The sequence below is a fragment of the Nocardioides luteus genome, from assembly GCF_015752315.1.
In the GTDB taxonomy this organism is placed as follows: Bacteria; Actinomycetota; Actinomycetes; order Propionibacteriales; family Nocardioidaceae; genus Nocardioides.
Genome location: NZ_JADOVJ010000001.1, coordinates 5,377,897 through 5,391,694, shown reverse-complemented (window position 1 = coordinate 5,391,694; position 13,798 = coordinate 5,377,897). Strand labels below are relative to the sequence as shown.

At 70.3% G+C, this 13,798-nt stretch carries 13 protein-coding genes and 1 pseudogene; 4 read left to right on the top strand and 10 right to left on the bottom strand.

Annotation, left to right across the window (positions count from 1 at the left end):
- Positions 1–15 precede the first annotated feature (15 nt).
- Positions 16–360 carry a VOC family protein gene (locus tag HD557_RS25810; RefSeq protein WP_008355893.1) on the top strand — a complete coding sequence of 115 codons (345 nt, stop codon included), beginning with the start codon at positions 16–18 and terminating at the stop codon, positions 358–360.
- Between the two features lie 240 nt (positions 361–600).
- On the top strand, positions 601–2,889 hold the full coding sequence (locus HD557_RS25805; protein WP_231380458.1) for an immune inhibitor A domain-containing protein: 2,289 nt from the start codon (positions 601–603) through the stop codon (positions 2,887–2,889).
- Positions 2,890–2,945: 56 nt separating this feature from the next.
- Here HD557_RS25805 and HD557_RS25800 read toward each other — a convergent pair whose 3' ends face one another.
- The 3 genes from HD557_RS25800 to HD557_RS25790 all read right to left on the bottom strand — a co-directional run bounded on the left by HD557_RS25800 (position 2,946) and on the right by HD557_RS25790 (position 5,304).
- Positions 2,946–3,182, bottom strand: a complete 237-nt coding sequence (locus HD557_RS25800; protein WP_008355897.1) for a DUF7218 family protein — start codon at positions 3,180–3,182, stop codon at positions 2,946–2,948.
- Positions 3,183–3,275: 93 nt separating this feature from the next.
- On the bottom strand, positions 3,276–4,730 hold the full coding sequence (locus HD557_RS25795) for a dihydrolipoyl dehydrogenase family protein (protein WP_196875967.1): 1,455 nt from the start codon (positions 4,728–4,730) through the stop codon (positions 3,276–3,278).
- A 1-nt stretch (position 4,731) separates the two neighbouring features.
- Positions 4,732–5,304, bottom strand: a complete 573-nt coding sequence (locus HD557_RS25790) for a hypothetical protein (RefSeq protein ID WP_196875966.1) — start codon at positions 5,302–5,304, stop codon at positions 4,732–4,734.
- A 141-nt stretch (positions 5,305–5,445) separates the two neighbouring features.
- Between HD557_RS25790 and HD557_RS25785 the strand changes: the two genes are divergently transcribed.
- Positions 5,446–6,009 (top strand): TetR/AcrR family transcriptional regulator, encoded by a 564-nt coding sequence (locus HD557_RS25785; protein WP_196875965.1) that lies wholly within the window; start codon positions 5,446–5,448, stop codon positions 6,007–6,009.
- Positions 6,010–6,023: 14 nt separating this feature from the next.
- On the opposite strand, the gene HD557_RS25780 is transcribed toward HD557_RS25785, so the two are convergent.
- The 6 genes and pseudogenes from HD557_RS25780 to HD557_RS25755 form a co-directional block, all read right to left on the bottom strand.
- Positions 6,024–6,950, bottom strand: coding sequence for an ABC transporter substrate-binding protein (locus tag HD557_RS25780; RefSeq protein ID WP_196875964.1), 927 nt, complete (start codon positions 6,948–6,950; stop codon positions 6,024–6,026).
- A gap of 28 nt (positions 6,951–6,978) precedes the next feature.
- Positions 6,979–7,686, bottom strand: a complete 708-nt coding sequence (locus tag HD557_RS25775; protein WP_196875963.1) for an ABC transporter permease — start codon at positions 7,684–7,686, stop codon at positions 6,979–6,981.
- Complete coding sequence (locus HD557_RS25770) at positions 7,683–8,339, bottom strand: ABC transporter permease (RefSeq protein WP_196875962.1); 657 nt, start codon at positions 8,337–8,339, stop codon at positions 7,683–7,685. The genes HD557_RS25775 and HD557_RS25770 overlap by 4 nt, the downstream gene beginning before the upstream one ends.
- Positions 8,340–8,674: 335 nt before the next feature.
- A pseudogene (locus tag HD557_RS25765) lies at positions 8,675–9,397 on the bottom strand (ABC transporter ATP-binding protein); the annotation flags it as partial.
- Between the two features lie 269 nt (positions 9,398–9,666).
- Positions 9,667–10,215, bottom strand: coding sequence for a cysteine dioxygenase (locus tag HD557_RS25760; protein WP_196875961.1), 549 nt, complete (start codon positions 10,213–10,215; stop codon positions 9,667–9,669).
- Positions 10,212–11,108 (bottom strand): amidohydrolase, encoded by an 897-nt coding sequence (locus HD557_RS25755; protein ID WP_196875960.1) that lies wholly within the window; start codon positions 11,106–11,108, stop codon positions 10,212–10,214. The genes HD557_RS25760 and HD557_RS25755 overlap by 4 nt, the downstream gene beginning before the upstream one ends.
- 65 nt (positions 11,109–11,173) lie before the next feature.
- Here HD557_RS25755 and HD557_RS25750 point away from each other — a divergent pair, with 65 nt between their 5' ends.
- Complete coding sequence (locus HD557_RS25750; protein WP_196875959.1) at positions 11,174–12,187, top strand: NADP-dependent oxidoreductase; 1,014 nt, start codon at positions 11,174–11,176, stop codon at positions 12,185–12,187.
- A 6-nt stretch (positions 12,188–12,193) separates the two neighbouring features.
- Here HD557_RS25750 and HD557_RS28835 read toward each other — a convergent pair whose 3' ends face one another.
- Entirely contained in the window at positions 12,194–13,606 is a 1,413-nt protein-coding gene (locus tag HD557_RS28835; protein WP_196875958.1) for a lytic transglycosylase domain-containing protein, read from the bottom strand.
- Between the last annotated feature and the right edge of the window lie 192 nt (positions 13,607–13,798).

Here is a 13,798-nt window from a genome sequence, read left to right as displayed (position 1 = left end):
CGGAAGGAGACAGTCATGGCACATCCTGTGGTGCACTTCGAGATCGCCGGCCCCGACGGGGAGGCGCTCGTCGCGTTCTATCGAGACCTGTTCGGCTGGGAGATCCAGGGCGCCGGCCCCGACTACTGGCTCGCGACGGCCGGAGAGGACGGAATCGGTGGCGGCCTGATGCAGACCCGTGACGACATGCCCTCCTACGTCACCGTGTACGTCTCGACCGACGACCTCGAGGCCGGCCTCCGTCGCGTCGGGGAGCTGGGCGGCGAGACGGTCGTACCGCCCATGGAGATCCCCGGCGTCGGCTCCTTCGCCATGTTCCGCGACCCCAGCGGCAACATGATCGGCCTGTTCCGCGAGTGACCTGCGCGCGGCATCCTCCGCGCGTGCTCGCCGGTCGGCGACATGCGGTCTAACCGATTTGTCGACATCTGTGTCGGCCGGCTCGTCCGCGCCGACTCCACGCAAACATGCCGAAATCCGGTCTTCCCTTCGCGTACTGCCGGTGCTTGACTGCTGCATGGCCAGTGACGCACATCACATCAGGCCATACTCCCGCAGCGATCTCGGGCGCAGCTAGAACGAGTGGAGGGAGAACCACGCATGCGGGGTTGGAGAAGAACACGGCTCCTCACCATCGGAGCCGCAGGAGCGCTCGTCCTCGGTCTGACGTTGCCCGGCGCACCCGCCGGCAGCGCGCCACCTTCGGACGATGATCGCGGCCGGGCCGCCAAGGAGCTCAAGCAGACCGGGTCCGACTACAACGACGGCAAGCGTCTCGGCATCGAGCGGCACCGGGGCGACGTGCACGGTCAGCCGCCGAAGGGTCCCGCGAAGGTCGGCCAGAGCCGCACCTGGCTCGGGCTCGACGACGCCCAGGGAAGCCTCTATCTCAAGGACTACACGCTGCGCGGTGTCGGCGACAACATCGAGGTGTGGGTCGCCGACGACCGGGCGTTCCCAGAGGGTGACTGCCGCAACGAGCTCGGTCTGACCGAGGTGACGGACGCCCAGATCTCGAACTTCATCGCGGAGTTCGACAACACGATCTACCCGATCGAGTCGGAGGAGTTCTCGGTGCCGCCGGACCGGGACGGCAAGCAGGCGGTCCTGCCGGAGCTGATCCCCAACCTGCCCTCCTCGGAGTACAAGGGCGACGGCGACAACATCGTGGTGCTGGTCGACAACGTCCGGGACGCCAACTTCTACGAGCCCGCCACTCCTGACGGGCAGACCTACATCGCGGGCTTCTTCTACTCGGTCTTCAACGAGTACTTCGACCGCAACGTGATGAGCATCGACGTCTTCGACTGGCTCCACCGCACCGGGACCAACCCGCCCGACGACAGCACCGATCCGGCGTACGTCGCCTGCAACCAGGAGCTGAACAGTGCTCCCGGCCGGCAGGTCGGAGCGCCTCGGCCGCTGCTGTACGAGGGCACGTTCGCGCACGAGTACCAGCACCTGCTGGAGTACTACGAGGACGCCGACGAGGTCTCCTGGGTCAACGAGGGCCTGTCCGACTACGCCCAGACCCTGGTCGGCTACGTCGACCCGAGCACCCCACCCGACGACCCCGGTGCGGACTCCCATCTGGCGTGCTTCATGGGCTATCTCGATCCGGCGTTCGGTGGCTCGGAGAACTCGCTGACCCTCTGGGGCGACCAGGGCGGGCCGGAGACGTTGTGCGACTACGGCGCGGCGTACTCGTTCATGGAGTATCTGGCCAGCCACTACGGCTCCGACTTCCTCAGCGTGCTGCATCGTGAGGATGCCGGTGGTCTCGAGGGGCTCCAGATCGTGCTCGACCAGTTCGGTGCCGGGGTCTCGGCCCAGCAGACGATTCACGACTGGGCCGCCGCGATGGCTCTCGACGCCGCCCTGGACGCCAACGGCGGCGACCTGAACGGCGGTGACGCGGCGAGGTTCCAGGCCGACTCGCTGTCCGCGAAGATCAACTGGGACAACGCCGAGGCGTGGAACGAGAACGGCGCACCGCCGAACGGCTCGGACTACGTACGCCTGCGCGACGGTTCCGGGGTCTACCTCTCCGCGGGCGAGATCGAGTCGATCAGCTTCGATGGCGCGACGGAGCTGGAGCCGAAGCCGGTCGAGTGGGTGGTCGACGCCACCCCGCCGGACGCCACGGCGGCCGACAGCAGCTGCGGCTCGCCGCCTGCCGACGGCACCGGAGCGGCCGCGCTCTACTCCGGTTGCGGGCCGAACCTGGACCGGTCGGTCGTACGAGCGGTCGACGTGCCCGCCGGTGGTGGGTCGCTGACCTTCGACGCCCTGTGGGACGCCGAGGCAGGCTGGGACTTCGGCTACGTCCAGGTCTCGACCGACGGCGGTGAGACCTGGCAGAGCCTGGCCACGGCCGACACGACCAGCGAGCACGACCCGGGTGCCATCCCGACCGTGGTCGACAACCTGCCCGGTTTCTCCGGCGACTCCGGAGGCTGGCGCCCGCAGAGCGCCGACCTGTCGGCGTACAGCGGGCAGAGCGTGCTGGTGGCGTTCCGCTACATCACCGACCCGGGGGTCGACGAGTCCGGCTTCTGGGTGCGCAACATCGCCGTGGGCGGCACCGCGCTGCCCAGCAACACGCTGGACGGCTGGCAGTCGATGACGCAGGTCAACCCGATTCCGGTCGAGGGCTGGACGGTCCAGCTGGTGGCGTACGGCCCGGCGGGCTCGCCCGCGTGGGTGCACACGCTCGCGCTGGACGGATCGTTCGACGGCAGCCTCAGCGGGGCCGCGCTCGACGCCGTGATCGGTGACACCGCCGAGACCGTGGCGGCGATCGTGATGTTCGACGACCCGACGGAGAGCGTGTCCGATCCGGCGCGCTACACCCTGACGGTCGACGGCGTCACCCAGCCGGGCGGCTGAGCAGCCGACCGATGAGCGGGCCGCGGCCGTCGAGGACGACGGCCGCGGCCCGTACGTCAGCTCTTCTTCTTGGCGGTCGCCTTGCCGCCCTTGCTGCCCGCCTTCTTCTTCTGGGCGGTGGTGCCGCCCTGGCTGCTGTCCTTGTTCTTCTTTCCGCTGCCGCTCTTCTTGCCGCCCTTCTTGGAGGCGTCAGGAGTGTTGGCGATCTTGGCGGCGCGCTGCTTGGACATCCCCTTGTCCTTGAGCGCCTCGTACTGATCTTCGTTCTTCACGTTGGCGGACTTGCTGGGCATGGCTCCTCCATCGTCCGTGGTCTGCCAACGGCGGTACCCGCGGTCCCGGCCGGCATGCACGTCCCGGGGATGGCCCCGGACGAGGTCTCGTCGTCACCGATCGCGACCCGCGGTCTCGAGCAGGCGGAGCCAGATCTCGCTGACCGTCGGGTAGGCGGGGACGGCGTGCCAGAGGCGGTCGAGGGGGACCTCGCCGACGACCGCGATCGTGGCCGCGTGCAGGAGCTCGGCGGTGTCGGGCCCGACGGCGGTGAAGCCGACCAGGATCTTGCGCTGCTCGTCGATGACCATCCGCGCCTTGCCGTGATAGCCGTCGGCGTGCAGCGAGGCGCCGGCGACCGAGCCGAGGTCGTAGTCGACGACGCCGACCTCGATGCCGGCCGCCTCGGCCGACTCGGCGGAGTGTCCGACGGCGATGACCTCGGGGTCGGTGAAGATCACCTGCGTGGTGGCCCGCTCGTCGGCCGTGGCGGCGTGACGGCCCCACGTGCTCAGGTCGGGCTCCTCGCCGCGGGCGCGTGCCGCGATCAGGTCGCCCACGGCACGGGCCTGGTACTTCCCGTGGTGGGTCAGCAGCGCCCGGTGGTTGACGTCGCCGGCGGCGTAGAGCCAGCCGTCCTCGAGCCGGCCGCCGTCGTCGACCACGGCCAGGGCGTCGTCGACGCGCAGCCAGCTGCCGGGCTCGAGGCCGACGTGCTCCAGACCGAGGTCCTTGGTGTTCGGGACCCGACCGGTCGCGACGAGGACCTCGTCGGCGGTCACCTCGGTCCCGTCGGAGAGCGTCAGGTGCACCTCCCCGGCGTCGTCGCGACGGACCTCGTCCGCGCCGACGTCGAGATGCAGCGTGACCCCGTACGTCCGGAGCGCATCGGCCACCTGCTCACCCGCGAACTGCTCGACCCCCGGCAGCAGCCGGGTGCGCGAGATGAGGGTGACCTGCGACCCGAGCGCGCTGAAGGCGGTCGCCATCTCGGCACCGACCACGCCGCCGCCGACGATCGCCAGGCGACCGGGGACGGACGTGGCGCCGGCGGCCTCGCGGTTGGTCCAGGGTGAGGCGTCGGCCAGGCCCGGGATCGGCGGGATCAGGGCGGAGGTGCCGGTGGCGATGACCACGGCGTGCCGCGCCTGGATGTCGGTGGTCGTGCCGTCGGCGGCGGTGACCGTGACGGCACGGGTGCCGGTGATCCGTCCGTGCCCGCGGACCAGGGTGATCCCGGCGCCGGTCAGCCACTCGACCTGGCCCGAGTCGTTCCAGTGGGCTGCGAACTCGTCGCGCCGCGAGAACACGGCGGCGGGGTCGAGCGTGCCGGTGACCGCTCGGCCGGCGGCCGGAAGCGCCTGCGCGGCACGCAGCGCCGCCGCGTCCCGGAGCAGCGCCTTCGTCGGCATGCAGGCCCAGTAGGAGCACTCGCCGCCGACGAGCTCGCTCTCGACGATGGCGGCGGTCAGGCCGCCCTGCACCACGCGGTCGGCGACGTTCTCGCCCGTGGGTCCGGCGCCGACGACGATGACGTCGACGGTGAGATCTCTGCTGGCGCTCGTCATGTCAGTTGACCTTACCGGCGCGCTGGCGCAGGCGGACGGCAGAGATGAGGAAGAAGATGCCGCCCAGCGTCGCGTATCCGGCGAGGCCGGTGAGGGACGCTTTCGGGCCGGCGGCCATCAGGATGAATCCGGTCCCGGCGAAGGTCGAGATGCCGCCGCTGAGGATCATCGCCCACTGGCCGCCGAGCCGGTAGCGCCGCACCGCGACGAACAGCTGGACCAGGCCGGCCGTGATGGCCCAGGCGCCCCAGACGCGCAGGACGCCAGGGATGCCGGAGCTGGCGGCGACGGCGACACCGACGGCGGTGAGCAGGCTGAGCGCCATGTTGACGTAGAGCAGGACGCGCGGACCGCTGGCGCCCGAGGTGCGGAAGTCGACCACGGCGGCCACCACGTCGAAGAGCGGATAGATCACCAGGAGCGCGATGCTCACCGGGCCGAGGGTCGACGCGGTGAGGGCGACCAGCACCGCCCACACGATCGCGAACCCGAAGCGGACGAAGTAGAGCTTCGGCAGTCCGCCGGACGGGGTGTTCAGTGTGCCGGAACGGCCGGCCTCTACGGAGGTGGACATCGGATCCCTTTCTCGGACCAGAGCATGAGATAGAACGGTCGTTCTACCTGTTTCGAGAGTCTGACACGGCCCGATCGGAAAATGCAAGACCGATCGTTCTGTCTGCTACCGTCGAGGCAACGAGAACGAGAGGGATGACAGATGTCTGAGGCCCGGGATCGACTGCTGAGCACGGCGAGTCGGCTCTTCTACACCGAGGGTCTGCACTCGGTCGGAGTCGATCGCGTGATCGCCGAGGCGAGCGTCACGCGGGCGACGCTCTATCGCCACTTCCGGAGCAAGGACGAGCTCGTCGTGGCGTACCTGACGCAGGCCGACGAGGCGATCCGGGCGCGCGTGGACGCGGCCCGTGCGGAGGTGACGGACCCCGACGACCTCATCCGGACCGTCGGCCGGTCGATCGCGGACGACATCCGGAGCGAGGGGTTCAGGGGCTGCGCATTCCTCAACGCCGCGGCCGAGTACCCGGACCCGGCGCACATGGTCCATCAGGCGGTGCTCGAGCACCGGCAGTGGTTCCTGGCCACGATCACCGAGCTCTTCTCCCAGACGGGGAAGCCCGACTCGGAGTTCGCCGGGCGCCACTTCGTGATGCTGCGCGACGGCGCGATGGCCGCCGGATGCCTGACCGATCCGGAGCCCGTCTGCGAGACCTTCTTACGCGGCCTCGAGGGGCTGCTCGCCTACCGCAGCGGACTGCGGTAGACGAGCCAGCGGCGTCACTCGATGCCGTTGTCGGCGAGGAACTCCTTGGCGACCGTGGCCGGGGCGGCCTTGTCGACCTGGACCTTCGCGAGAGCCTCGGTCAGGTTGTCGGTGGTCAGCGCCTCCGAGACGGCGTTGAGCGCGGTCTCGGCGTCGTCGCTGAGCGCCTCGGAGCGGATCAGCGGGACGACGTTCTGGGAGAGGAAGAGGTTCTTCGGGTCCTCCAGGACGACCCAGCCGTTGGTGGGGATCTGGGAATCGGTGGAGAAGACGTTCGCGACGTCGATGTCGCCCTTCTTCAGCGCGCTGGACGTCAGCGGGCCGCCGGCGTCGAGCGGCTTGAACTCCTTGAACGTGACCCCGTAGACCTCGTCGAGACCGATCAGGCCCTGGTGGCGCGTCTTGAACTCCGGGGCACCGCCGAGCGTGAGGTCCTTCGCGACCGGCGCGAGGTCCTCGATGCTCGTCAGGGAGTACTTCTCGGCCGTCTCCTTGGAGACGGTGAGCGTGTCCTTGTCCTCGGCCTCGGACTGAGGCAGGGTCTCGCTGCCCTCCGGCAGGACGTCCTGGAGCGCCTCGTAGACGTCCTCGGGAGCGGAGACGTTCTCCGGGACACCGTCCGGCTTCAGGTAGGCCAGCAGGGCGCCGTTGTACTCCGGCAGCAGGTCGATGTCGCCGCTCTTGAAGGCCTCCATGTAGACCTCGCGGGAACCGATGTTGGGCTTGGTCTCGACCTTGACGCCCTCGGCCTCGAGAGCCTGGGCGTACATCTCCATGAGCAGCTCGCTCTCGGGGAAGTTGGCCGAGCCGACGACGATCGTGCCGCTGCCCGAGTCGGAGTCCGACCCGGAGTCGAGCGGGTCACCGCCGCAGGCGGTCAGGGTGCCTGCCACGGCGAGCGTCGCGAACAGGTACGCGGTGGTGCGGATTCGGCGGGACATTGAAATACCTCTCGGGTTGCTGGATGGGTCAGCCGGCGAGCTTGGGTTCGGGACGGGCGGTGGTCGGGCGGTTGCCGGCGCCACGGCCGTCGACGCCGGGCGAGACGAGGAGCCGCTGTGCTCCCGCGAGCACGAGGTCGATCAGGACCGCGAGCACGGCGAGCACGATGGCGCCGGCGACCACCTGGCCGTATTGGAGCGTCGCCAGGCCGTCGAAGAGATAGCGGCCGAGGCCGCCGAGACCTGCGTACGCGGCGATGGTCGCGGTCGAGACGACCTGGAGCGACGCGTTGCGCAGGCCGCCGATGATGATCGGCAGCGCGATCGGGACCTCGACCCGCCAGGCGATCTGGGACTCGGTCATGCCGACGCCTCGCGCCGCGTCGACGGTCTCGTCGGCGACGGCCCGGATCCCGGCGTACGTGGTGGCGAGGATGGGCGGGATGGCGAGCACGACCAGGGCGATCGTGACCGGCACCAGACCGATCCCCACCAGGCCGAGCGCGAGCATGAGTACGCCGAGGGTCGGCAGCGCGCGGCCGGCGTTGCCGAGGTTGATGGCGATCAGCGCGCCGCGTCCGGTGTGGCCGATCAGGAGGCCGATCGGGAAGGCGATCACGGCCGCGATCACCAGCGAGAGGAAGGTGTAGCCGAGGTGCTCCAGGATGCGCTGCGGGAAGCCGTCGGGGCTGGTCAGCGACCAGTTGGCCGCGTCGAGCAGGTAGTCGAGGCTCATCGCGCACCCGCTCTCGACCACGGGGTGAGCCCGCGCTGGACGGCGACGATGAGGACGTCGGCGACGACCGCGAGCATGACCGAGAGGACCAGCCCGATGATGATCGGCGGGAGGTAGAAGCCGAGCTGGAACCCTCGGGTGAAGAGCTGCCCCAGACCACCGATGCCGACCAGGGCGGCGATGCTGACCATGCTCACGTTGGCCACGGTGGCCACCCGCAGACCGGTCAGGATCACCGGCATCGCCAGCGGCAGCTGGACGGCGAACCAGCGGCGCAGGGGGCGATAGCCCATCGCGGTGGCCGCCTGCAGGACCGTGCTGTCGACCGCGTCGAGACCGTCGGCGGTCGTGCGGACGAGCAGGGCGAGCGAGTAGAGCGTGAGCGCGACGACCACGTTGAGCGGGTCGAGGACGCTGGTGCCGAGGACTCCCGGGAGCAGGAGGAGCAGGGCCAGCGACGGGATCGTGTAGACCACGCTGCCGGTCGTGAGTGCGATGTGGCGTACGGGGGCGTAGCGGTGGACGAGCGCGCCCAGCGGCAGCGAGAGGACGAAGGCGATCGCCACCGGCAGCAGGGCGAGCCAGATGTGCTGGACGAGCGCGGTGAGGACGTCGCCGATGTTGGTCTCGAGGTAGCCCCAGAGGTCACTCACCCTGCCTCCTCCGAGGAAGCCAGGGCAGCCAGCCGCTCCCGCTGCTGCGAACGTACGCTGCCGGCCAGGTCCTCGAGCAGGACCAGTCCGTCGGCACGACCCTCGGCGTCGACCCGCACCGCGGCGCCCGCGGGCGAGAGGATGACCAGGTCCGTGACCGTACGCAGGTTCGCGCCGTCGCGGAAGGTGCCCTCGGTCGGGAGCAGCCCGTCGGGACCGCGCCAGCCCAGGGGCCGGCCGTCGCGGTCGACCTCGAGGGTGAGCCCGTCGACGTCGTGGTCGACGGGCTTGAGCGCGATCTCGCTGCCGTCGGCGAAGGAGAGGCCGCGGAAGCCGCGGTCGCGACCCACGAGCGAGGCGACGAAGTCGTTGGCGGGGGCGGCGAGGAGGTCGGCCGGCGGAGCGAACTGGGCGAGGTGGGCGCCGTTCGAGAACACCGCGACCTCGTCCCCGAGGCGGATCGCCTCGTCGATGTCGTGGGTGACGAGCACGATCGTCTTGCCGAGGTCGCCCTGAAGCCTGAGCAGCTCCTGCTGGAGGTCGTCGCGCACGACCGGGTCGACCGCCGAGAACGGCTCGTCCATGAGCAGCACCGGTGGGTCGGCCGCGAGCGCCCGGGCTACGCCGACGCGCTGCTGCTGGCCGCCGGAGAGCTGGGCGGGGTAGCGCTCGCCGAGGTCGGGCGAGAGCCCGACCCGCTCGAGCAGTCCGAGGGCGCTGGTGCGTGCCTCCCGGCGCGAGACGCCCTGGAGGACCGGGACGGTGGCGACGTTGTCGAGGACGGTGCGGTGCGGGAACAGCCCGGCGCCCTGGATCACGTAGCCGATCTCGCGCCGCAGCTGTGCCTCCGGGCGGGTGGTGATGTCGTCACCGTTGATCAGGATCCGGCCGGAGGTCGGCTCGATCATCCGGTTGATCATCCGCAGCGCGGTCGTCTTGCCGCATCCCGACGGACCGACGAACACGGTGATCTGGCCGGTCTCCACCTTCAGGGAGAGGTCGTCCACGGCCACTGTGCCGTCCGGATAGCGTTTGGTGACGCCGTCGAACTCGATCACAGCCACCGCTCCTGTCTTTCGTTCTCCACCTGCGGACGCCGTTGCACGAGATCCTCAGCCTGCCAGATCAGGGTGAGGAACAGAAGGTATTAAACGGATGGTCAAACTAGGGTTTGCCGGACTTCGGTTCTCGATACTTGAAATCTGCCACATCTGCCCCGCTCTGTCGGTCAACCGGGGCTCGGCGCCCGAGATGTCGCCGTTTCAGGTGGCAACGACGTCGACGTACGCCTCATTCCGGACGATCTCGAACGACCGGGTGAGCCGTGTCAGTCCTCCAGCGGGCGGAGCTCGTCGGCGTAGGAGACCGAGACGCGGCGCATGACCCCGTCGTCGCTGATCGCGTACTGCCCCATCCGCCACAGCGGAGGCGAGTAGGCGTGGATCGAGACCGAGCCGTCGACGGCGCCGCTCATCCGGTGGATGTGGTCGGGGCCGAAGCCGAAGCTGCGGCCCGCGCCGACCTCCCGCTGCACCGGCTCACCGCCGAACCGCGGTTGCTGCTCGACGACCGCCCCGTGGGTCACCGCGACCGCACCCGAGGAGATGTCGTGGTCGTGCCAGCCGGTGTCGTCGACGGTGTTCCAGCACAGCAGCCAGACGTCGATGTCCTTGTCACGGTAGAGCGAGACGTAGTGGCGCCCGCCGGTGTCGTGGCGCGCCAGGTGCGCCCACAGCTCGGGGCGCGCGGCGAGCTCGTCGACCCAGGCGCGGAGCTCGCCGGGGGTGAGGGTGCGGCCGGGCAGAGCGGGCAGGTCCGCGGTGCTCAGGACGCTGTCGACGGTGGGCACGGTGACGGTCGGTTCGGTGATGGTCATCGGTCTCCTCCGGTGAGCAGATGGTGCGGGTTGGCGACGAAGATCGCCCGGCTCAGGGCCTCCCCGAGGCCGGGGTCGGTCGGTTCGGCGTACGGCCGGTCCGAGCCGTTGACCAGCGGGTCGACACCGACCACGCGGGACATCGCGTCGATCGCCTGGGTGCCGTAGGACGAGGTCTCGTAGTAGACGTGCCGGTCGATCGCGCCGAGGCTCCCGCCGCGCTGGGCGAGGCGTTCGTGGTGGAGCGGCGCGAGTCCGGCCAGCCCGACGAACGCGATCCGCAGCGTCGGGAGCAGCGACCTGCCGGCGACGTGCCAGGCGTGCCAGGCGGCGCTCTGCTGGGCGACGTACGAGGTCAGGGCGGGCCACCAGCCGGGCAGGTCGTCGTGGTCCGTCGTGGGACCGGCGGGGCCGGGATGGACCAGGACGGACAGGTCGGCCTGCTCGGCCGTCACGAGCACCGGAGCGAGGGCCTCGAGCGCGGAAGGCGTCGCGAGCGCCGTGGCCGGCACCTGGAGGCCGTGGATGCGGTCGTTCTTCAGGAGCGTCGCGAGATCGTCGAGGTCGGGCTCGACGAGGCCGGGTGCCGCCCAGAGCCCGTAGTCGGCGGGGAGCTCGTCGGAGAGGCTGTGCCAGGCGTCGAGCAGCGGGCGGGACTGTTCCGGGACGAGCGACTCGATCCCCAGCGGGCTGGAGAGCGACAGCAGCACCAGCCCGTCCTCGCGTGCCGCACGACCGGCGAGATCATGATCCGCGGGGTCGACGGGGTAGGGCGGCTCCCCGTCGAGATGGAGCACCCAGCCGTCGAGGTAGGGAGGCTGTCGCCGCCGGCGCAGCTCCTCGACCAGTGCCGGCGGCCACAGGTGCTGGTGGACGTCGACCGGGCGCTTCATGCGCTAAGTCAATAAGATTAGTTGTGATTAAGCAAGCCCACTCGCCCGTACGGCACCATGGCGGGATGACCGACACGAACACCCAGATCCTGCTCCGCGCCCGCCCGGTCGGCGAGCCCACCGCCGAGGACTTCTCGATCGTCAGCTCCGAGGTGCCGTCGCCGGCCGAGGGAGAGGTGCTGCTGCGTACGAGATTCCTCTCGCTCGACCCCTACATGCGCGGACGGATGAGCGATGCGCCCTCGTACGCCGAGCCGACCGCGCTGGGCGACGTGCTGCCTGGCGCCACGGTCGCCGAGGTGGTCGAGTCGCGGGACCCGTCGCGGCAGGTGGGCGACGTGGTGCTGGCGTACGGAGGCTGGCAGTCGTTCTCGATCGCGCCGGCCAGGCACACCCGCCGCCTCGACCCGTCCGTCGCGCCGGTCTCCACCGCGCTGGGGGTCCTGGGGATGCCGGGGTTCACGGCGTACGCGGGGCTGACCCAGATCGGGCAGCCGAAACCCGGCGAGACCGTCGTGGTCGCGGCCGCGACCGGTCCGGTGGGCGCCACGGTCGGCCAGATCGCCAAGATCCTCGGCTGCCGCGCGGTGGGGATCGCCGGCGGGCCGGAGAAGGTCGCCCACCTGACCGAGCTCGGCTTCGACGCCGCGCTGGACCACCGTGCGCCCGACTTCAAGGACCAGCTGAAGGCCGCCGTCCCAGACGGGATCGACGTCTACTTCGAGAACGTCGGCGGGCACGTGTGGAACGCGGTGCTGCCGCGGCTCAACAAGTTCGCCCGGGTACCGGTCTGCGGTCTGATCGCCCACTACAACGACACCTCCGCGCCCGAGGGGCCCGACCGGGCGCCCGGGCTGATGCGGCACGTGCTCAACAAGTCGCTGCTGATCAGGGGTTTCATCCAGACCGAGTTCGTCCGTGACCACGAGGAGCGGTTCCTCACCGAGGCCGCCGGCTGGCTGGCCGAGGGCAGGCTCCGCTACCGCGAGGACGTCACTGAAGGGCTCGAGAACGCGCCCGCCGCGTTCAACCGGATGCTTCGCGGTCAGAACTTCGGCAAGACGGTGATCAAGGTCTGACCGAGCTCAGGCCGTCGGCGAGGCGGTCGGGGACTCCTCCGTGACCGTCTCGCCGGGGGCGGCCGCTTCCGGCGCAGGCTCCTTGAGGTTGGGGAAGTCCGGGTTGCCGTAGAGGGTGCGGAGGTGCTCCCTGATCGCGAGGTCCGTGGGCAGGGTGGTCTCGGGCTCGAACTTCGCGATGCAGTTGGCGATCACCGCGTCGTAGGTGGCCTTGTCGTCCACCTCGAAGGTCTCGCCGTAGACCGCGATCGCGGCCGCGTCGCAGGGCTCGGCGAGGGTCGCTGCCGTCGCGGCGTCGGTGGGCGTCGGGGTCGGCGTGGGCGTCGGGGTGGGAGTCGGAGTCGGCGTGGGGTCGACCGGCTCGCTGGTCTCGCCGTCGCCGGGGTCGGTGCCGTCGGTGGGCTCGGTGGTGGGGTCCGTGCTGGGGTCGGTGCTGGGCTCCGTCGAAGGGTCGGGCTCGTTGTCGCCGGAGCCGCTGTCGGACTCCACCGGCTCGGCCGGCACCGGAGTCTTGGCGGCGCCGTTGGTGTCGGCGTCGGGCTTCGTGACGGTGTTCGAGGTGCGCGGGAGAGCGGAAGCGTTGGGCCTCACCGCGGAGGGGGTTCCGCCGTCCACGCTCGGTGATCCCGGGAACTCCCCGTTGCGGTACTGGTCGGCGATCTTGAGCACCGCCTCGACGTACGTGTCGCTCTGGTTGTAGCGGTAGACCGCGGCGTTGGCGCCGGAGTCGGTGCTGACGTCCTCGGTGCCCGCGCACAGGAATGCCGCCGTGGCGACGGCGGCATCGTCGATGTCCTGGGGGTCGCGGCGGTTGTCGCCGTCGCCGTCGGTGCCGGCGAAGGTCCACGTGGAGGGGATGAACTGCATCGGGCCGACGGCGTGGTCGTAGACGGTGTCGTGGTCGTAGAGACCGTTGTCGGTGTCGCGTACCGCAGCGTAGTTGCCGGCGCCGTTGAGCTGCGGGCCGATGATCGCGGGGAGGGCGAGGCCGTTGGAGTCGAGCTCGCTGCCGCCGAAGCGGCCGTGGTTGCTCTCGACCATGCCGATCCCGGCGATCAGCGCCCAGTCGATGCGGCAGGAGGCGTCGGCGTCGTTGAGCACGGTGGCCGCGCGCTGGTAGGCGGCCAGGGCGACCGGCGGGATCGACAGCTCCTCGGCGTTGGAGGCGAGCCGCACCGCGTCGGTCGGGGTCAGGTTCTTCACGCCGCCCAGGCCGTTGGCGATGCCCAGCGGGTCCTGGAGAGCACCCGGGTCGGGCAGTTCGGGCTGCTGGTGACCGGTGTCCAGGCTCCCCTCGTCGGGGGCCAGGAAAGCGAAGGCAGCGGTCAGCGCGACGGCAGCCACGGCCCGAGGCCCGAGGCTGGTCAGCGCCGCTGTGCTGATGCTTCTGGCCCAGAACTTTCGGGGTGCTTTGGTCATGCCGGTCTCACCTCATCCACGCGTGGGGGACGTGTACGTCTCCTGAGCCTACCCAGGTATCCCACTTCGGCGCCCGGCAATAAGGAATCCGGCCTCCGCGGTGAAGAACCGCAACGGTCGGGCCACCTGACGTTGGGCTGGTGTTCCCCGGCTCGCCGCCTGGTCTCACCTTGCGGCTGTCACCGTGGACGG